15 protein-coding genes are annotated in these 19,246 nt (G+C 73.9%); 3 read left to right on the top strand and 12 right to left on the bottom strand.

Annotated features, from left to right (window positions below; all coding sequences use genetic code 11):
• Positions 1-45 precede the first annotated feature (45 nt).
• The 3 genes from ACZ3UD_RS06005 to purD all read right to left on the bottom strand — a co-directional run bounded on the left by ACZ3UD_RS06005 (position 46) and on the right by purD (position 5,284).
• On the bottom strand, positions 46-1,584 hold the full coding sequence (locus ACZ3UD_RS06005) for a N,N-dimethylformamidase beta subunit family domain-containing protein (protein ID WP_465582718.1): 1,539 nt from the start codon (positions 1,582-1,584) through the stop codon (positions 46-48).
• 276 nt (positions 1,585-1,860) lie between these two features.
• Entirely contained in the window at positions 1,861-3,444 is a 1,584-nt protein-coding gene (locus ACZ3UD_RS06000) for a hypothetical protein (RefSeq protein WP_465582716.1), read from the bottom strand.
• Between the two features lie 592 nt (positions 3,445-4,036).
• The gene (gene purD / locus ACZ3UD_RS05995) at positions 4,037-5,284 is read right to left on the bottom strand and encodes a phosphoribosylamine--glycine ligase (protein WP_465582714.1); all 1,248 of its coding nucleotides are present in this window, start codon (positions 5,282-5,284) and stop codon (positions 4,037-4,039) included.
• Between the two features lie 363 nt (positions 5,285-5,647).
• Between purD and ACZ3UD_RS05990 the strand changes: the two genes are divergently transcribed.
• A complete protein-coding gene (locus tag ACZ3UD_RS05990; RefSeq protein WP_465582712.1) occupies positions 5,648-6,433 on the top strand; it encodes an SLATT domain-containing protein in 786 nt (261 codons plus the stop codon).
• A gap of 73 nt (positions 6,434-6,506) precedes the next feature.
• On the opposite strand, the gene ACZ3UD_RS05985 is transcribed toward ACZ3UD_RS05990, so the two are convergent.
• The 3 genes from ACZ3UD_RS05985 to ACZ3UD_RS05975 all read right to left on the bottom strand — a co-directional run bounded on the left by ACZ3UD_RS05985 (position 6,507) and on the right by ACZ3UD_RS05975 (position 9,202).
• A complete protein-coding gene (locus ACZ3UD_RS05985) occupies positions 6,507-7,154 on the bottom strand; it encodes a hypothetical protein (RefSeq protein ID WP_465582710.1) in 648 nt (215 codons plus the stop codon).
• A gap of 116 nt (positions 7,155-7,270) precedes the next feature.
• Positions 7,271-8,266 (bottom strand): GntR family transcriptional regulator, encoded by a 996-nt coding sequence (locus ACZ3UD_RS05980; RefSeq protein WP_465582708.1) that lies wholly within the window; start codon positions 8,264-8,266, stop codon positions 7,271-7,273.
• A 138-nt stretch (positions 8,267-8,404) separates the two neighbouring features.
• Complete coding sequence (locus ACZ3UD_RS05975) at positions 8,405-9,202, bottom strand: carbon-nitrogen family hydrolase (protein ID WP_465582706.1); 798 nt, start codon at positions 9,200-9,202, stop codon at positions 8,405-8,407.
• Positions 9,203-9,375: 173 nt separating this feature from the next.
• Between ACZ3UD_RS05975 and ACZ3UD_RS05970 the strand changes: the two genes are divergently transcribed.
• Positions 9,376-10,197 (top strand): maleylpyruvate isomerase family mycothiol-dependent enzyme, encoded by an 822-nt coding sequence (locus ACZ3UD_RS05970; protein WP_465582704.1) that lies wholly within the window; start codon positions 9,376-9,378, stop codon positions 10,195-10,197.
• 71 nt (positions 10,198-10,268) lie between these two features.
• On the opposite strand, the gene ACZ3UD_RS05965 is transcribed toward ACZ3UD_RS05970, so the two are convergent.
• The 3 genes from ACZ3UD_RS05965 to ACZ3UD_RS05955 form a co-directional block, all read right to left on the bottom strand.
• Complete coding sequence (locus ACZ3UD_RS05965; protein ID WP_465582702.1) at positions 10,269-11,621, bottom strand: MFS transporter; 1,353 nt, start codon at positions 11,619-11,621, stop codon at positions 10,269-10,271.
• A 60-nt stretch (positions 11,622-11,681) separates the two neighbouring features.
• Positions 11,682-12,914: a M64 family metallopeptidase gene (locus ACZ3UD_RS05960; RefSeq protein ID WP_465582700.1), complete on the bottom strand. Its 1,233-nt coding sequence runs from the start codon at positions 12,912-12,914 to the stop codon at positions 11,682-11,684.
• Positions 12,915-13,058: 144 nt separating this feature from the next.
• Positions 13,059-14,288: a benzoate/H(+) symporter BenE family transporter gene (locus tag ACZ3UD_RS05955; protein ID WP_465582698.1), complete on the bottom strand. Its 1,230-nt coding sequence runs from the start codon at positions 14,286-14,288 to the stop codon at positions 13,059-13,061.
• Positions 14,289-14,492: 204 nt separating this feature from the next.
• Here ACZ3UD_RS05955 and ACZ3UD_RS05950 point away from each other — a divergent pair, with 204 nt between their 5' ends.
• The gene (locus ACZ3UD_RS05950) at positions 14,493-15,431 is read left to right on the top strand and encodes an LAETG motif-containing sortase-dependent surface protein (RefSeq protein ID WP_465582695.1); all 939 of its coding nucleotides are present in this window, start codon (positions 14,493-14,495) and stop codon (positions 15,429-15,431) included.
• Positions 15,432-15,519: 88 nt separating this feature from the next.
• Here the strand turns inward: ACZ3UD_RS05950 and ACZ3UD_RS05945 are convergent, their stop codons facing one another.
• Genes ACZ3UD_RS05945 through pdhA form a run of 3 tightly spaced genes read right to left on the bottom strand, consistent with a single transcriptional unit; the run spans position 15,520 to position 19,088 of the window.
• Positions 15,520-16,944: a dihydrolipoamide acetyltransferase family protein gene (locus ACZ3UD_RS05945; protein WP_465582693.1), complete on the bottom strand. Its 1,425-nt coding sequence runs from the start codon at positions 16,942-16,944 to the stop codon at positions 15,520-15,522.
• A 15-nt stretch (positions 16,945-16,959) separates the two neighbouring features.
• A complete protein-coding gene (locus ACZ3UD_RS05940; protein ID WP_465582691.1) occupies positions 16,960-17,934 on the bottom strand; it encodes an alpha-ketoacid dehydrogenase subunit beta in 975 nt (324 codons plus the stop codon).
• On the bottom strand, positions 17,934-19,088 hold the full coding sequence (gene pdhA / locus ACZ3UD_RS05935; RefSeq protein WP_465582689.1) for a pyruvate dehydrogenase (acetyl-transferring) E1 component subunit alpha: 1,155 nt from the start codon (positions 19,086-19,088) through the stop codon (positions 17,934-17,936). The genes ACZ3UD_RS05940 and pdhA overlap by 1 nt, the downstream gene beginning before the upstream one ends.
• Positions 19,089-19,246: the final 158 nt, after the last annotated feature.

Genomic DNA, 19,246 nt, shown 5'->3' with positions numbered 1-19,246 from the left:
AAAGGGGAGGTCACTGCCCCCGCAGTCTTTCACGACCGCTGAACGTCAGATCTTGCAGAGCCGGTCCAGCAGGTTGGCGGTGGCCCGCTGGATCCGTTCGTCGGTCAGTCCCGGGCGGCCCAGCGCGGGCGACCAGGCGAAGGTACCGGCCGCGAAGACGTACGCGCCGCTGGGCGCCCGGTACAGCGAGGTCTCCTGGTAGCGGGTGCGGCCGGACAGGTCCTGGTACGGGGAGTGCGCCAGCAGCACCCGCTCGGTGTGCTCGGGCAGCGCCACCTTGGGGTAGTACCGGTCGGCCTCCCCCGCGACCAGGCCGGGCAGCTCGTCGCCCTCCTGCAGCCCGGTGCCGTCCCAGAGCCAGTGCGCGGTGTGCCGGGCGACCAGCGGGACGGGCGCGGCGACCCGGCCCGAGTACTGCACGCCGAGCAGGTGCTGCTCGGGCTCGCCGGCGTCCCGCCACAGCGCGCTGGCCGCGCCGGGCACCCCGCCGGCCGGGCTGCCGGGCGCGACCTTCTGCCGCTTCCGGCAGTTGAGCAGCCGGTGCGGCTCGCCGGAGGCGGCGGCGGTCAGCTCGACCCGCCAGTACATGGTGTTGGCGGACAGGAAGACCAGCGAGGTGCCGCCGTCCCGGGCCCGCTCGGCGGCCCGGCGCATCGGCTCGGACCAGTACTCGTCGTGGCCGGGGAAGACCAGCGCCCGGTGCTCGGCCGGGTCCACCAGGCCGGCGTGCAGGTCGGTGGCGGTGGCGTAGGAGAGGTCGTAGCCGTAGCGCTCGGCCCACCGGATGAAGTCGTACGCGTGGCCGACGTGCAGCGGCAGCCCGGCGGTGGCGTGCGGGCGGTCGAAGGAGACGGTGACGGCCGCCTCCGGCTCGCCGACCAGGCCGCCCCGGCCGTCCCAGGCGTGGTAGAGGCTGGCGCCGGTGCGGCCGTCCTCGGGGAACAGGTTGTACGCCTGCCAGGTCACGTCCGGGAGCACCAGGAGCAGTTCGGCCTTGCGCCCCTGGTCCGCGAAGTCCCGCACGGTGAAGGGGATGTGGCTGCGGTGCAGCATGTCCGCGGTGGTCAGCACGGCGACGTACGCGCCGGGCTTCCAGTGCGCCGGGATCTGCAGCCGCCAGGAGTGCCACCAGTGGTGGCAGGAGACCGTCCGCTCGACCACCAGCGGGGCCGGCTGGACGAGGCCGGCCACCAGTGGGCTGTCGGTCATGTGGCGGGCGCCGTCGCCGCCGTAGTGGCCGATCCGGTAGACGCTCACGGTGAAGTCACGGGGCGGGTTGACGGTGACCCGGAAGTCCACCGAACCGCCGGGACGGACCACCCCGGCCGAGGCGAAGCCCTTGATCTGCTGGTCCACGTCGTTGGAGCTCTGCGGGGTGCCGACCGGCGGCTTGGTCCGCGCGCCGGCCGACAGCGGCTGCTGGCCGGGCGCGTCCACCGAGACGTACCAGGGCACGGCGCCCTCCGCCCCCGCCAGGTACTGGTCGGGGCTGCGCAGCCAGGGCAGCGGGCCCTGGCCGAAGGGGTCGGAGACGCTGTAAGCGTGCGTTCCCGACTCCCAGCGGCGGTTGAGTTCGGTCCCCACGCGCCCCTCCCAGGTGCACTTCCGTCCGGCTGGCACGTGCCCCCCGGATGTGCGTGCGGTCTAATACACCACACAGTGCTGGCGCTGCGTCACCCTACGGTAGCAATTGGTGTCGGAAATCTCGCGAGCCGTCCGGACAGGGCCTCCGGCCTGCGGAGACGGCCGGAGGCGGGGCCCGACGGGGGCGCGCACCGGGCGCCGAGCGCCGTCTGCGGCCGATGGGGCGGCAGAGGCGTGTCGGGCCGTTCGCGCCCGGTGGGAACGGCCAGCCGCGCCCTAGAGGCGTACGGGCTTCTCCAGGCGGACCTCGGCGGCGTCCAGCCAGGCGCGCAGCGATCCGTCCTGGCCCTGCTCGACGGCCTGGGCGACCGGGCCGGCCAGGTCGGTGCGGCGGACCCCGCCGAGCAGCAGCACCGGGCCGTCCAGCCAGTCCAGGCCGGGGGCGCCGCCGGCGGTGTCCACGGCCGCGCAGCAGACCATCGCGGTGACGTGGTCGACCAGCAGGTCGCGGCCGGAGCGGTCGGGTTCGAGCAGCGGGGCCGGGGCGGTGGTGCGGGCGAGCTGGGCGGCGAGCGCGGCGGCCAGCCGTTCGCCGTCGCCCTCGGCGAGCCGGACCAGCAGCCGGGTGAGGGTCGGGGCGCCGGGGCGGGACTGCGGGGCGAGTCGGTCCAGGGCGGACTGCAGGGTGGCGGCGCGGGCCCGCCAGCCGGCGTCCACCACGTCGCCCGGGTAGTCGGCCCACTCCAGTTCGTCCCAGGTGCCGGCCGGCGGGCGGCCGAAGAACAGCTCGGCCGCGAGGCGGGAGACCGCCTGGTCCACCGTGCCGGGCTCCTCCAGCAGGTCGCAGGCGGGGCGGTCGCCGAGCCGGTTGCCGTAGCCGTCGGCCAGCCGGTCGCGGCGGGACAGCTCGGTGAGCGCGGCGGCCACTCCGGCGTTGAGGTGCGCGGGGTGGCGACCGAGCCGCCAGGCGGGCAGCGCGACCCGGGTGAGCAGCCGGTCCCAGCCGGCGTAGGCCAGGCCCACCTGCTCCTGGGCGGCGATCCGCAGGCCGTAGTCGACCGTCCGGGCCTGCTCGGAGGCCCAGCTCGCGACGGAGCGCTCCAGCTCGGCGGAGTGGCCGCGGCAGGCGCCGAGCATTCGGCGGGTGATCCGTCGGGTGATCCGGTCGGCGAGCGCGGCCGGGCCGCGGCGGGGCGGCCGGGGCGGGGCGGCCAGGGTGCCGCCGCCGAGGCCGGGGGCCGCGCCCGCGCCGGAGTCCAGGCAGGCGTCCAGGCTGCGCAGGAAGCGGCGGGCGGCGGCGATCTCCGGGTCGGCGGAGGCGGCGGTGCCGGCCACCACGGGGGCCAGCAGGGCGCGCAGTTCGCCGGCCCGCATCCACCACAGGAACGGCGAGCCGATCACCAGCACCGGCGCGGGCGACACGGGGTGCGGCCGCAGCGGTCCGGGCCGCCGCACCGGCGGGAGGTCCTCCAGCCAGCTGTCGCAGTCCGGGGTGAGGGCGATGGCGGAGGGCGCGGGCACATCCAGCCGGTCGGCCAGTTCGCCGATCAGCCGGTACAGCTCGGGGGCCTCGGCCCGGGCGACCGGGACGGCCGGGATCTGCGGCGGGACGGCCCGGCGGTAGGCGCCAGCGGTCAGCCCGGCCACCAACAGGGTCAGCGCGGCGACCGCGCCGAAGGCCCAGCGGGCGGCGTCCCAGCCGGCGGCGTCCGGGGAGCCGGGCGCGCCGATCCGGCCGGTGAACCGGCCCGCGAGCAGGACCACCGTGACGGCGGCGGGCACGACGGCGGCGGCCAGGGCCAGGCCTCGGACCCGCAGGACCGCCTGGGCGTGAGCGCGCGCGGTGTCGACTACGGCCATACGGTGCGGCACCCCCTTCGGAGCCCTCGGGCGCCCGGATCCGGGCCCTGAGCCGACTCGAAATGATCAGTTCCGACCGGGAAGCGGAGGCGTCCGATCCCCGGCAGTGCAGGCTGTGTGGCGCTACTGACATTTTCGACGCCCCGGTCCGGGCGGGCGTTCCGGAACGACCCGGTTTCCACTCGTCCCGGTGACGCCGCCCGGATTCCGGACGCCTGCGACCGGTCCGGTGCGAAGCACCCGGGCGACCGCCCGGCCGGACGCCGTCCAGCATCCCTCCGCGGACGCGCCGCTACCCGGCGGCGACCCCGGCGCACGGCCCCGTCGCACTGCGATCCAGCGCACCATAAGGCCGAGCACGCGGTTACGTCAGCTGGATGCGGTTGCTGTCACCCGATGGGCTGGAATCCGGCCGCCGAACGGTGCGTCGGCCCCCGGAACCGCTCCGGCCCGGGAAACGCCGAGGGCGCTGCGCCCTGCGGGTTGTTTGCCCCTCTCCGGAGGCTCGCTCGCCTCGGAGGCGCTCCTCGCCTGACGAGCGCGGCCCCCGTGCGAGCGATTCGCACAGGGGCCGCAGGGGGCGCGCGGTGCCTCAGGCGGTGGCCGCCTTGAGCGCGATGTCGGTGCGGTGCTGCCCGCCCTTGAGGGAGATCCGGTCCACGGCGGCGTACGCGCGGTCGCGCGCCTCGGCCAGGTCGGCGCCGGTCGCGGTGACCGACAGGACGCGGCCGCCGGCACTCAGAACCCGGCCGTCCTCGTCCGCCTTCGTGCCGGCGTGCAGCACGAACGCGGTGCCGTCGGCCTCGGCCTCGGCCAGGCCCTCGATCGGGTCGCCGGTGCGCGGTGCGGCCGGGTAGCCCTCGGAGGCGACCACCACGGTGACGGCGGCGCCCTCGTCCCAGCGCAGCGGCTCCAGCTGGTCCAGGGTGCCGGTGGCGGAGGCCAGCAGGACGCCGGCCAGCGGGGTGCGCAGCCGGGCCAGCACGACCTGGGTCTCCGGGTCGCCGAAGCGGGCGTTGAACTCGATCACCCGGGTGCCGCGCGAGGTGAGCGCCAGGCCCGCGTACAGCAGGCCGGAGAACTCGGTGCCGCGGCGGCGCAGCTCGTCCACGGTCGGCTGCAGGACGGTCTCCAGGACCTCCTCGACCAGGCCGTCCGGCGCCCACGGCAGCGGCGAGTAGGCGCCCATGCCGCCGGTGTTGGGGCCCTCGTCGCCGTCCAGCGCGCGCTTGAAGTCCTGCGCGGGCTGCAGCGGCAGCACGGTGGTGCCGTCGGTGATCGCGAACAGCGAGACCTCGGGGCCGTCCAGGTACTCCTCGATGACCACGCGCTCGCAGGCGGCGGCGTGCGCCAGCGCGGCCTCGCGGTCGGAGGTGACCACGACGCCCTTGCCGGCGGCCAGGCCGTCGTCCTTGACCACGTACGGCGCGCCGAAGGCGTCCAGCGCCGCGGCGGCCTCCTCGGGGGTGGTGCAGACGTAGGAGCGGGCGGTGGGCACCCCGGCCCCGGCCATCACGTCCTTGGCGAAGGCCTTCGAGCCCTCCAGCTGCGCTGCCGCGCCGGAGGGGCCGAACACCGGGATGCCGGCCGCGCGCACGGCGTCGGCGACGCCGGCCACCAGCGGGGCCTCGGGGCCGACCACGACCAGGTCGGTGCCCAGCCGCGCGGCCAGTTCGGCGACCTGGGCGCCGTCCAGCTGGTCGACCGGGTGGACCGTCGCGACGCGGGCGATCCCGGCGTTGCCCGGGGCGCAGTGCAGCTCGGTCACGGAGGGATCTTGGGACAGGGAGCGGCACAGGGCGTGTTCGCGGGCGCCGCCGCCGATGACGAGGACCTTCACGCCAGGCAGCGTAGTCGGTGGCCTGTTCCGGCCGCTCTCCGGTCCCGTCGGATCCTCCAGGAGAAGAGCTCCGTACGCCGACCGCATCGGAGGAACCTCCAAGCCCGGAGGGTCCGGATGCGCGGCGGGCGTCCGGGTCAGGACGACGGGTCACCGGGGCCTCGCTCGGACGGGTGAAATCTCGCCGCCCCCCGCAACCCGCTCACCTCGGGTTCCGGTGGCCGAAACCGATAACGATCACCGTGGAAGCGCCCCCACGGTCAGCCATTTGGCGGTAAGAAGTGCTGTTGGACAACCACCGGCAGACGCCACGTCAGCCGATGCGCCGCCAGACCAAGCCGCCCGCCACAGGGAGCCCCACAGGTGAGCCAGCCGGAAATGCAGCCCGAGGAGAGTGCCTGGGGCAAGGAGATCGGTGAGGAGGACCCGCCCGCCGCCGCCGTCGCCCGGCGGGCCTCCACCCGCCGCCGGACCGATCTGAGCACCAGACAGTTCCCGCTCGGGGACTGGGGAGAGCCCGCCGAGCGGCTGGAGGAGCTCTACCGCTGGTCCGAGGAGCGGGCGGTCGAGGCGATCGAGTGGTACCGCCGGGACCGGGTCTGGAAGCGCCGCTGGGCGCGCCTGCTGCGCTTCGGCACGGCCGGCTTCGCGGTGGGCGGGGTGACCGCCCCGCTGGTGGACCTGACCGGCGCGCTCTCGCACGGCGCCGGCTGGGGCTACGTGGGCTTCGCGCTCGCCGCCGCCTGCTACGGCACCGACCGGGCCTTCGGCCTCACCTCCGGCTGGATGCGGGACGTCTCCACCGCCCAGGCGCTGCAACGCCGCCTGGAGGCCTTCCAGTTCGACTGGGCGTCGGAGTGCGTGCGCGAGGTGCTCGGCCCGACCGAGGGCACCGCGGGCGAGGCCGCCGAGCGCTGCCTGGGCGTGCTGCGGCGGTTCTGCGAGGACGTCTCGGACATGGTCCGCACCGAGACCTCGGAGTGGATGCTGGAGTTCCGCGCCTCGATGACCCAGCTGCCCACCCAGGCCCCCGGGGCCTGGGGCGGGCGCACCGAGCCCGGGATGGGCGCCCAGGTGCGGGTGCTGCCGCCGCCCGGGGCCAGGCCCACCATGCCGCGCCAGCGGCCGCCGGAGGGTCCGCTGCGGTAGGACGCGCCCCTGGGCGTGTCCGACGGTTCCCGCCGGGTGCGCGGATCGACGGACGCGCCCCGGGAGGATGGCGCTACGCGAAGACGATCATCGAGCCCTGGGCGACGCTCCGGGTCGCCGCCGCGTACAGGCCCGACCAGGCGTGGCGCTCGCGGGCGAAGGGGTGCACGTCGTCGATCGGCGGCCCGAACGGCTGCTCCAGGCCGGTCGGGCCGAGCGGCCGGGTCGGGTCCGGCGGGTTGAGCGGATCGATGCCCAGTGCCGGTGCCACGGCCTGCAGTTCGCGCAGCAGCCCGTGGCTGGAGCCGAGCGGGCCGCCGCCGGCGAGCAGCGCGTCGTCCACCAGCGGGGTCGGGAACTCGATCGGCACGTACGCGCCGGCGTGGTCGAAGTGCCAGACCAGGTGCGACTGTTCGGCGCTGCTCTCGAACATCTCCAGCAGTTGCTCGTAGTCGCCGCCGAGCGCGTCGACCGGGGTGATGTCCAGACCGGTGAGGCCCAGCAGGTAGGCGCGGCGCAGGAAGTGCAGCGAGTCGTAGTCGAAGGCGGCTATCGGCTCGACCGCTCCGCTCAGCCCGGGGACGTACTGGTAGACCGGCACCTGGGGCAGCCCACGGGAGGTCAGCACCGCGTTGTAGAGCGCGAGGTCGTCCCGGAAGGGGTTGTCGGTGCTGTGGCTCAGCACGTCCACCAGCGGGACGAGCCAGAGGTCGCAGGCCATGGCCGGCAGTTCCTCTCCGGACGGCGGGGATCGCCCGCGGGGCGGGACGACGACGGGGGGCGGAGTCGGTACCCGGGCGGCCCTTGCCTGGGCACCGGGTTCGACGCCCGCCCACCCTACCGGCCCGGCGCGGCGTGCGGATCGGGCCGCCCCTGCGGAGCCCCGGTCGGCGGCTCGGCCAGCCGCCGGCCGAACCGCCCGTGCGGCACCCAGCGCGGCTGCGGCACCAGGCCGAGGCCCAGGCCCAGTTCACGGCCCAGCTCCCGGCCGACCTCCCCGCCCTGCCGGGGCCGCCCGGCCCGGGCCGTCCCGGGCTCCGCCGGGGACGGCGGCGAGGACACCGGCGGCTCGACGGGTACCGGCAGCGGCTCCGCCCCGGCGGCCTCGGTGAGCAGCCCGAGCACCGTCACCGACTCCAGCGGGCGCCCGGCCAGCCCGGCCAGCAGCCGGACGGTGAACAGGTTGTACTCGCAGATGATCCGGTGCGCGCCTTCGAGGTCGTGGGCCCCGATCGCCTCGACCAGGTCCAGGTGGCGGTCCCAGCAGACCCCGGCCAGCGCGGGCATCTCCCGCAGGTAGGGCGCGGCGAACATCCAGGACTGCACCCGCAGCCAGTCCAGGTAGTCGCCGATCCGCCGGTTGCCGAGCAGAGCGGAGACCTCCTGCCAGAATCGTCGGTCGCAACCCACCATCACGTCCAGGTTCCCGGCCCGGGCGGCCCGCACCGCCGCGTCGGCCCGGCGGCTCAGCGAGGGCAGCCGGGTGAGGTCGGGCAGTGCCCGGCGGGTGGAGAACTGGCGGTAGAAGCTGTCGGTGAGCAGGACCCTGGACTCGAAGATCTCCAGGAAGTCCTCCCAGCACAACTCCGGCACCGTGAAGCCGCGGTGGTGCTCGGCCCGCAGCAGTCCCTGGGCGCCGAGGTCGACCAGCGCCTCGCGGGCCGGGGTCGCGGAGACGCCGTACAGCTCGGCGATCTCCTTGACGGTGAAGTTGCGGCCGGCCGCCAGCCGGCCGGCCATCATCTCCTCGCGCAGCGCGCCGGCGATCTGCTCGCGCAGGCTGTTGCGGTGGATGACGGGACGGGGGGTGTCGCTTGCGCCGTTGCCGGACATGCGCGCGACCTCCTCGGGCAGGCCGCCAGGCCGACCCGCGACGGACCGGCCGACCAGCGGCAGGGAACACGACGAGTGCTCATCTTCTCAAACCGGCCCGGAGCAGGTACGAACCAACCCTCCGGAACGCCTCGGGCCCTACCGCTGGACGGGCGCCGGGATGCCGAGCAGGCGGTCCCGCAGCACCGGGAACTCCTCACGCGCCTTGCCCACCTCGGCCGGGTCGAAGTCGACGGTCAGCACCTGCTCGTCGTCCCCGGCCTCGGCCAGCACCCGGCCCCACGGGTCCACCACGATGCTGTGCCCGGCCTGCTCGACCCCGGCGTGCGTCCCGGCGGTGTTGCAGGCCAGCACGAAGGCCTGCTCCTCCACCGCCCGCGCCCGGGCCAGCAGCGTCCAGTGCTCGCGCCGCCGGGCCGGCCAGGCGGCCGGGACCAATAGCAACTGCGCGCCGGCGTCCAGCAGCGCCCGGAACAGCTCCGGGAAGCGCAGGTCGTAGCAGGTGGCCAGGCCCAGGGTGGCGAAGTCGGTGGGCGCGGTGACGATCTCCTGCCCGGCGCCCATCACCACCGCCTCGCCGCTGTTGAAGCCGAAGCGGTGGATCTTGCGGTAGGTGTGCACCAGCTCGCCGTCCGGGGCGAACAGCATCGAGGTGTTGTAGATCGGCCCGTCCGGGTCGCGTTCGACGATCGAACCGGCGTGCAGCCAGACCCCGGCGGCCCGGGCGGCCGCCGCCATCCCGTCCGAGGTGGGCCCGTCCAGGGTCTCGGCGCCCTCCGACCAGAGGTCGTAGGCGAAGCCGCCGAGCGGCCACAGCTCCGGCAGCACCACCAGGTCGGCGTCCTGTTGCGCCCGTACCAGCGCCGCGGCGCGGGCCCGTCGCTCGGCGGGCGGCTCGGCGTCGGAGACCGCGAGTTGGATCAATGAAGCGCGCACAGTACCACCGTCCACGGCAAGAGTCCTACGATCGTCACCCGAAAGCGCTGCCCAGCTGTCTCCCGGCAGCGTAACGTGCGGTTAGCGTGAGCGCCCGGAAGCCGGACCATCCCGGCCGGCCGCGATGACCGGGCGCGGACCGTAGGAAAGCTGACGGAGGGCCGGAGATTCCCGTGACGGACAACCAGACCGTGCAGGCTTACACCGAGGCGTGGACGCACAGCATCGAGTCCATATCGGAGCTGGTCGCCCCCCTCCCCGAGGGATCCTGGAACCGGGCGACCGAGTGCCCCGGCTGGTCGGTCCGGGACATCGTGTCGCACGTGATCGCGGTCGAGTCCGAGCTGCTCGGCGATCCCCGTCCGATCCACTCGCTGCCGCGTGATCTTCGCCACGTGACCACCGAGTTCGCCCGCTACGTCGAGCTGCCGGTCGACAAGCGCCGCTGCCACACCGCGCTGGAGATGACCAGCGAGCTGGAGTACACGATCATCCGCCGCTCCCGCGCGCTGCGGAACGCCAAGCAGACGCCCGACGAGCCGGTGCGCCGGCCGGCCGGCCCGCTCGCCGGGACCGTCCCGTACCACGAACTGCTGCGGATGCGGGCGTTCGACGTCTGGGTGCACGAGCAGGACCTGCGCCGGGCCCTGGAGACCCCCGGCAACCTGGACGCCCCGGGCGCACTGATCACCCGGGACTTCCTGCTGGAGCGGCTGCCCAAGGCCGTCGCCCACAACGCCGGCGCCCCGGCCGGGACGGCCCTGGTGGTGGACGTCACCGGCCCGGTGGAGTTCCTGCGCACCGTCCGGGTGGACGCCGCCGGGCGCGGCACGGTGGACGAGTCGATCAGCCTGGCCCCCGACGTCCAGCTCACCATGGGCTGGGAGACCTACCTGCGGCTCGCCTGCGGGCGCGGCCGGCCCGGCCCGGTGGGCGTCGAGGGCGACCAGGAGCTGGCCGAGCGGGTGCTCGCCAACTTCTCGGTCACCGTCTGAGGCCCGCCGAGCTCCTCGTAGGGATCACAAGTACGGGTCAGGTGCACAGGAGTACGGACCAGGAGTACGGATCAGGACGCGGCTGCGACCTTCCGGCGCAGCCGCAGGATCATCGCCGTACCCACCGCCAGCGGCACGTACTGCCAGCAGAACGCCCAGCGGAAGGCGGCGGCCGAGTACGCCCCGGCGCCAGCCGGGGAGAGCGCGTCCAGCAGCACGCCGACGCCGAACAGGGTGATCATCGTGCCGATGAAGCCGCCCATGTTGACGATGCCGGAGGCGGTGCCGAGCCGCTCGACCGGGTTGCGGGAGCGCGCGTAGTCGAGGCCGACCAGTGAGGCCGGGCCGTTGCTGCCCATCACCAGGATGATCCCGATCAGCAGCCACATCGGCGGGTGGCCGCCGGGCCAGGCCAGCACCAGTGCCCAGCCGAGCGCGGTGGTGGCGATGACGGTGAGCACGATGGGCATGCGGGCCCGGGCGGTGCGGGAGAGCAGGCGGCCGAAGACGAAGCCGCAGGTCATGTTGGAGAGCACCAGCAGGGTCAGCAGCCCGCCGGCCGCGGCCCGGGACATGCCCTGTGCCTCGACCAGGTAGGGCATGCCCCAGAGCAGGCCGAAGGCGTTGCCGGGGAACTGGGTGGTGAAGTGGACCCACAGGCCCAGCCGGGTGCCCGGCTCCCGCCAGCAGTCCAGGACCTGGCGGCGGACCTTCGGGCGGGCAGCCGGCGGGTCGACCGGTCGTACGACCGCCGGTGCGTCCTTGAGGAACAGCGCGACCAGCGCGCACACCGCCACGCCGAGCAGCGCGATCGCGGCGAAGGTGGGCGTCCAGCCCTCGCTGTGCAGCACCTGGGCGAGCACCACCGTGGTGACCAGGTTGCCGCCCATCCCGGCCAGGCCGGTCAGCTGGGCGACGAACGGGTTCTTGGCCGCCGGGAACCAGCGGGCGGCGATCCGCAGCACGCTGATGAAGGTCATCGCGTCGCCACAGCCGAGCACCGCCCGGGAGGCCAGTGCCGGGGCGAAGGAGGAACTGAACGCGAAGGCCAGCTGGCCGGTGCTCAGCAGCAGCACGCCGAGCAGCAGCACCCGGCGCGGCCCGAACCGGTCGACCAGCAGCCCGACCGGGACCTGCATGGCCGCGTAGACCAGCACCTGGAGGATCGAGAAGGCGGACAGCGCCGAGGCGCCGATGCCGAAGCGCTCGGCGGCGTCCAGTCCGGCCACGCCGAGGCTGGTGCGGTGGATGACGGCCAGGACGTAGACACTGACGCCGATGGACCAGGCCAGCCAGGCCGCGCGGCCGCCGGGCGGCGAGGGCGCGGTGGCGGTCGGGGGCGCGGTGGCGGTCGGGGGCTCGACGGTGGGTCGGGGAGCGGGGACGGACAGGGACGGGGCTGAACGAGCTGGCTCCACGGTCATAGTTCGCCCAGATTAGTCATCCCATGATTGGACGCCCAGCCTGGGGTGAGGGCGGGCCCGTCAGCCGGTCACCGTCCAGGACACCGACCTGGTCATGTAGCGGTCCCGGAAGGCCTCGTCCCGCACCCAGTCCGTGGTGTCCCGGACGGTCGCGGTGACGGTGGCCGTCCGGCCCGGGGCCAGGTCCAGTTGCGCGGTGTCCAGCGAGCCGCCGCCCGGGGCCTGCGGCGTCACCGGGACGCCGTCCACCTTCCACTCCACCTTCAGCTGCCGGGTGCCGGTCAGCGGCAGCGGCCGGACGTCCAGCCGGGGGCGCCCGGTCACCTCGCCGGGCGGCGGCGAGGGGGTGTCGGTCGGCCGGACCCTGCGGTACACCTCCTCGATGATCGCCTCGCGCGAGGGCAGGTTGTAGGTGCTGCCCAGGGTGCGCATCACCGAGTCGGGGGTGGGCCGGTAGAGGCCGTTGGCGCCGCGGTACGCCCCGATGGTCCCGGCGCCGTCCGGGGAGTCGGCGCCCAGCCAGCGCCACCACTTGGTCTGCTTCTTGCGCATGTCGTCGGCGTTGAGGGTGGAGAGGTTCGGGTAGTCGGCGTCGTCCGGGGCGCTGTCGTACTCGTCCCCGAGGTCCCCCACGGTGTGCCCGATCTCGTGCTGGATGATCCGCCCGGAGTCCGGGCTGCCCCCGGCCAGGGTGGTCACCCCGGTGCCCCCGGCGCCGCCGTACTCGGCGGAGTTGGCCAGCGCTATCAGGTACTGCGGCCCGGCGCCGTCCCCCGCGTACCGGGCGGTGGCGGACTCGTCGGCGCAGAGCAGCCGGGCGGTCCCCTCGCACCAGAAGTGCATCCCGAGCGGGGTGGCGGGGTTGCGGCCGCGGCTCTCGGTCTCGGCTATCCCGGAGACCGGGGAGACCACCTCGACCCGCCTTATGTTGAAGAACCCCTGGTAGGTGCGGAACGGCTCGATGTCCATCAGCGCGTGCCAGGCCTTGTCTGCCTGCTGCCGGAACAGCTCCTGTTCGTCGCCCGTGTAGCCGTCGCCGAGCAGGACCAGGGTGATCCGGTTGGCCGGGTCCCCGGTTCGGCGTATGTCGAAGGTCGGGGCGGCCGCGGGTATTCGCCGGTCGGCGCGCAGCGAGGTGTGCGGCGGCACCGCCCGGTCGGCCGGGGCACCCGCCCCGATCACGCCGAACGGCGAGGGGCCGACCGCCTCCAGAGCGGCGGGGAGTACGGCGGTGGACACCAGCACGAACGCGGCCAGACTCCGGACGAGACGGCCTGGGGTGCCAGAAGGCATACGGGTTCGTCCTCGGGGCTCCGGTCACCCGGCGTCGCCCGGGTGGTGGAGCGGAGACGTACCCGGACCGGTGTGTCGCCCCAACCGGCCGAAGAAAATGTCACCGACCTGGCCCAACGATTCCTATCGCGCCATTCATACCAATCAATCCCGGGAACGCTTCCCCAGGTTCAGCACGAGGTGCGTCCCGAGCCCGAAGAGCAGCCCCCAGAAGGCCGAGCCGATGCCGAACAGGCTCATCCCCGAGGCGCTCGCCAGGAAGGTCACCACCGCCGCGTCCCGCCCGCGCTCCTCGGCGACCGCCGCCGCCAGGCTGCCCTGCAGCGAGGCCAGCAGCGCGACCCCGGCGATCACCGCGATCAACTCCTTCGGCAGCCCGGTGAACAGGCTCACCAGCACCCCGCCGAAACTGCCCACCAGCACGTACAGCACGCCCGAGGACATCCCCGCGACGTACCGCCGGCGCGGGTCCGGGTGGGCCTCCGGGCCGGAGCAGATCGCCGCGGTGATCGCCGCCAGGTTCACCCCGGGCGAGCCGAACGGCGCCATCAGGATCGCCATCGCGCCGGTCGAGCCGATCAGCAGCCGGTCGTCCGCCTGGTAGCCGAAGGCCCGCATCACCCCGAGGCCCGGGGCGTTCTGCGAGGCCAGCGTGACGATGGTGAGCGGCAGCGCCAGCCCCACCAGGGCCGACCAGGAGAAGGCCGGCACCGTCAGCACCGGCACGGTCGGCCCGCCCGAGCCCAGGTGCAGCGGCAGCCCGACGGTCAGCGCCGCCAGCACCCCGCCGACCACCAGCGCGACCGGTACGGCGTACCGGGGCGCGAACCGCTTGGCCAGCAGGAAGGCCGCGAAGCCGCCCACCACCAGCACCGGCGCGCTGTGCACGGCGCCGAAGATCCCGGCGCCGAAGGAGAACAGGATGCCCGCCAGCATCGCGTTCACGATCCCCACCGGCACCGCCGCGATCAGCCGGCCGAACCAGCCGGTCACCCCGAACAGCGTCACCACCGCAGCGCTCACCAGGAACGCCCCGACCGCCTCCCGGTACGGGTAGTCGCCCAGGCTGGTCACCAGCAGCGCGGCCCCCGGGGTGGACCAGGCGGTGATCACCGGCGTCCGGGTCCACCAGCTGAGCGCGAAGCCGCTCACCCCGCTGCCGATCGCCACCGCCCAGATCCAGGACGCCGTGTGCACCGCGTCCAGCCGTCCGGCGGCCGCCGCCGCGAGCACCACCACCAGCGGCCCCGAGAACGACACCGCGACGCACACCAGCCCCGACAGCAGCGCCGGCCCCGACACGTCCCGCCGCAGCGACCGGCGATCCCCGCTTCCGACCGGCGTCTCCGGTCGGACAGTCAGCTCATCCGTCATTTCGGCAGTATCCCGAAGCCCGTCGGAAGACTCCCGAAAAAACTTTTGAACTCACCTGCAACCCCCCGCGGGGATGCGCGTCCATACAGATGAAGGCACGGAGAGCGAGACCGGCAGAGCCGGGGGGCGCTTCCGCTCACGAGGAGCGGGGCCGGTCGTCTTCACCAACACACCGTCAGTCACATGACCTTGGGGAGTCACGTCATGAGTTCGTCCGTTATCACCCGTTTCGCGAAGAACGACCGCGCCTTCTCCGGCCGCCGCCGCATCGCCACACTCGCCGCCGCCACCGTCCTCGCCGGCGGCATCCAGCTCCTCGCCACCGACGCCGCCTGGGCCTGCGGGGACGGCGTCGCCACCGCCCCGGTCTCCCAGGAGGTCATCCAGGACAGCGACTTCGACCTGCACGGCCCCGGTGCGAAGTCCGCGTTCATCAGCCCCACCCCGACCACGATCACCATCGGCGGCCCCAAGGCCGAATTCGGGGTGGAGATCGCGAACTTCACCAAGGCCGACTTCCACAAGGCCGTTGCCGGCTTCGGGCTCTTCAACCCGAGCGGCGCCACCCCCAGGCCGTCCCAGGTCAGCGTGGACGTCATGAACCACGGCCAGTGGAAGCACCTGACCATGGCGGGCGGCTGCGACCCGGCCATCCACGCCACCGGGCTGGAGTCCATCGCCGAGCCGCTCACGGTCGGCCACGCCCGCCGCTACCTGTTCCGGGTCTCGATCTCGGCCGACGCCCCCAAGGACGTCAAGGAACTCCAGGTGTACGGCGACGGCGCCAACTTCTCGGGTGCCATGACGACGGTCAAGGTCGTCCGCCAGGCCTCCGCCGAGACCACCAAGCCCACCACCCCGGCCAAGCCGAAGCCCGCGCCGACCAAGGAGGCCAGGCCCGCCGCCCCGGCCCCGGCCGAGCCGGCCGCCGACCGCACCCCCGCCAAGGCCGCCGAGCCCGCCAAGGCCCCCGCCGCCACCCCGTCCGCCGCACCGGCCACCACCGCGCCCGCCGGCACCCCGGAGCTCGCGCAGACCGGCTCCTCCTCCACCAACACCTTCCTCGCCGTCAGCTCCGCCGCACTCCTCGCCCTCGGGGCCGGCGTCCTGATCGCCGTCCGCCGACTCCGCCACCAGCGGTAGTCGAAGGGCGAGCACACGAAGGAGGGGCCCTCCTCCGCACGGCGGTGCGGTGGAGGGCCCCTCCTTCCGTCTCGGGCCGGACGGGCCGTCAGCCCCAGGTGATCAGGCGCTTCGGGTGTTCCAGCAGCGCGGCCACGTCGGCCAGCACCCTGGAGCCCAGCTCCCCGTCCACCAGGCGGTGGTCGAAGGAGAGCGCGAGCGTGGTGACCTGACGCGGGACGACCTTGCCCTTGTGCACCCACGGCAGCTCCCGGACCGCGCCGAAGGCGAGGATGGCCGCCTCGCCCGGGTTGAGGATCGGGGTGCCGGTGTCGACGCCGAAGACGCCGACGTTGGTGATGGTGACCGTGCCGCCCTGCATGTCGGCCGGCGAGGTCTTGCCCTGGCGGGCGGTCTCCACCAGCTCGCCGAGCGCGACGGCCAGGCCGGACAGGGTCCTGGACCCGGCGTCCTTGATGTTCGGGACGATCAGGCCGCGCGGGGTGGCCGCGGCGATGCCGAGGTTCACCTGGCCCTTGATCACGATCTCCTGGGCCGCCTCGTCCCACTGGGCGTTGATCTCCGGGTGGCGCTTGATCGCGGTGAGCAGCGCCTTGGCGACCAGCAGCAGCGGGCTGACCCGGACGTCCCGGCCCAGCTCGCCGCTCTCCTTGAGCCGGCGGACGAACTTCATCGTGCGGGTCACGTCGACCTGGACGAACTCGGTGACGTGCGGGGCGGTGAAGGCCGAGGCCACCATCGCCTGCGCGGTCGCCTTGCGGACGCCCTTGATCGGCACCCGGACGTCGCCCGCGGTGGGGGCGGACACCGGCACCTCGACCGCGGCGGCCTCGGCGGCCTCGGCCACCTCGACGGCCGGAGCCGCCGGAGCGGCCTGGGCCGCGGCGTGGGCGTGCACGTCCTCGCGGGTGATCACGCCGTCCGGGCCGGTCGGGGCGACGGCCCGCAGGTCGATGCCGAGGTCCTTGGCCAGCTTGCGCACCGGCGGCTTGGCCAACGGCCGCTCACCGACCGGCACTTCGGCCACCGGGGCGGGCGCGACCGGAGCCGGGGCGACCGGGGCGGCGGGCGCGACCGGAGCCGGCTTCGCCGCGGTGACGGTCTTGGTGGTGGTCGTCCGCCGGGCCCGGCGCTGGCTGCCGCCGGTGCGCGGGCCGTACCCGACCAGCACCTCCCGGCGCTCCGGCTCGGCCTCGGCGGCCGGCGCCTCGGCGGCGGGGGCGGGCGCGGGCACGGCGGCCGGAGCGGCCGCCTCGCCGGCCACCGCGACCGAGATGATCACGGTGCCGACGTCGACCGTCGCGCCCTCCGGGAAGAAAAGCTGCTCGACGACCCCGTTGAACGGGATCGGCAGCTCCACGGCCGCCTTGGCGGTCTCGACCTCGCAGACGACCTGCCCGTCGGTGACGGTGTCACCGGGCTTGACGTACCAGCTGAGGATCTCGGCCTCGGTGAGGCCCTCGCCCACGTCGGGCATCTTGAACTCGCGGAGCGAGCGAACTTCGGTGGTCATCTTCGCTCCCCGGTATCAGTACGCGAGCACGCGGTCGACGGCGTCGAGCACGCGGTCCAGGTCGGGCAGGAAGGACTCCTCGACCCGGGACGGCGGGTACGGCGCGAAGTAGCCGCCGACCCGCAGGACGGGCGCCTCCAGGTGGTAGAAGCACCGCTCGGTGAGCCGGGCGGCCAGCTCGGCGCCCATGCCCAGGAAGACCGGCGCCTCGTGCACCACGACGGCCCGCCCGGTGCGCTTGACCGACTCCTCCAGGGTGGTGAAGTCCACCGGGGAGAGCGAGCGCAGGTCGACGACCTCCAGCCGGCGGCCGTCCTCCTCGGCGGCCGCGGCGGCCTCCAGGCAGACCTTGACCATCGGGCCGTACGCGATCAGCGTCGCGTCGGCGCCCGGGCGGACGATCCGGGCGTCGTGCAGGCCCAGGTCGGCGGCGGCGCCGACCTCGCCCTTGTCCCAGTAACGCCGCTTGGGCTCCAGGAAGATGACCGGGTCGTCCGACTCGATGGACTGCCGCAGCATCCAGTGCGCGTCGTGCGCGTTGGCCGGGGTGACCACCCGCAGACCGGCGGTGTGCGCGAAGTACGCCTCGTGCGACTCGCTGTGGTGCTCGACCGCGCCGATACCACCCGCGTAGGGGATGCGGACGGTGATCGGCATCTTGACGTGACCCAGCGCACGGGCGTGCATCTTGGCCAGCTGGGAGACGATCTGGTCGAAGGCCGGGTAGACGAAGCCGTCGAACTGGATCTCCACGACCGGGCGGTAGCCGCGCAGCGCGAGGCCGATCGCGGTGCCCATGATGCCGGACTCGGCCAGCGGGGTGTCGATCACCCGGCCCTCGCCGAAGTCCTTCTGCAGGCCGTCGGTGATCCGGAAGACGCCGCCGAGCTTGCCGATGTCCTCGCCCATCAGGACGGTCTTCGGGTCGTTCTCCAGCGACTTGCGCAGCGCCTCGTTGAGCGCCTTGGCGATGCTCAGCTGACCGGCCATCAGTGGTTCTCCCCCGCCTCGAAGGAGGCCGCGTACTCGATGTATTCGGCCCGTTCCTCATCGACCAGCGCGTGCGGCTCGCTGTACACGTGGTCGAAGATCAGCGTCGGGTCCGGGTCCGGCATGCTGCGCACGCCCTCGCGCACCCGCAGGCCCAGCTGCTCGCTCTCGGCGTCGACGGCGGCGAAGAACTCCTCGTCCGCCAGGCCCTCCTTCTCCAGGAGGGTGCGCAGCCGCAGGATCGGGTCCTTGGCCTTCCAGGCCTCGGTCTCCTCGGCGAGCCGGTAGCGGGTGGGGTCGTCGGAGGTGGTGTGCGCGCCCATCCGGTAGGTGAAGGCCTCGATCAGCACCGGGCCGTTGCCGCTGCGGGCGTAGTCCAGCGCCCAGCGGGTGACCGCGAGGCAGGCCAGCACGTCGTTGCCGTCCACCCGCACGCCCGGGAAGCCGAAGCCGGAGGCGCGGCGGTACAGCGGGATCTTGGTCTGGGTGGTGGTGGGCTCGGAGATCGCCCACTGGTTGTTCTGGCAGAAGAACACCACCGGCGCGTTGTAGACCGAGGCGAAGGTGAAGGCCTCGTTGACGTCGCCCTGGCTGGAGGCGCCGTCGCCGAAGTACGCGATCACCGCGTCGTCGGCGCCGTCCTTGGTGATGCCCATCGCGTAGCCGGTGGCGTGCAGGGCCTGCGCACCGATCACGATGGTGTACAGGTGGAAGTTCTTCTCGTTCGGGTCCCAGCCGCCGTGGTTCACGCCGCGGAACATGCCGAGCAGGTTCAGCGGGTCGACGTCGCGGCACCAGGCCACGCCGTGCTCGCGGTAGGTGGGGAAGGCGTAGTCGCCGGTGCGCATGGCGCGACCGGAGCCGACCTGGGCGGCTTCCTGGCCGAGCAGCGAGGCCCACAGGCCCAGCTCGCCCTGGCGCTGGAGGGCGGTCGCCTCGCCGTCGAACCGGCGCACCAGCACCAGGTCGCGGTAGAGGGAGCGCAGCTCCTCCGGAGTGGTGGTGAGGGGGTAGTCCGGGTGCTCGACCCGCTCGCCTTCCGGGGTGAGCAGCTGTACGAGCTCCGGCTGGGCATCCTTACCCGTGGCGCGGAGGGTGTCAGGGACGCCGGGGGCCGCCTTCTTGCGAGCCCTCGCCGTGCTTTTGACGGTCACGTTCACTCCTCGGTCTGTCCGGCCGCCCGGGGTCGCCGGTGACCGGTCCGGTCACCGCCTCGCGGGGCGCGCGTGGGTGTGCGCACCTACTGCGTGGCAGGTGGTGATCCTGTTCCGACGGCGTCCCTCACGAGAACGTTACCCAGCGTCCGCCCTTG

Source organism: Kitasatospora sp. NPDC023118 (assembly GCF_055560875.1).
Note: the sequence above shows the minus strand (reverse complement) of the source record. Positions and strands in the feature narration are given on the sequence as shown.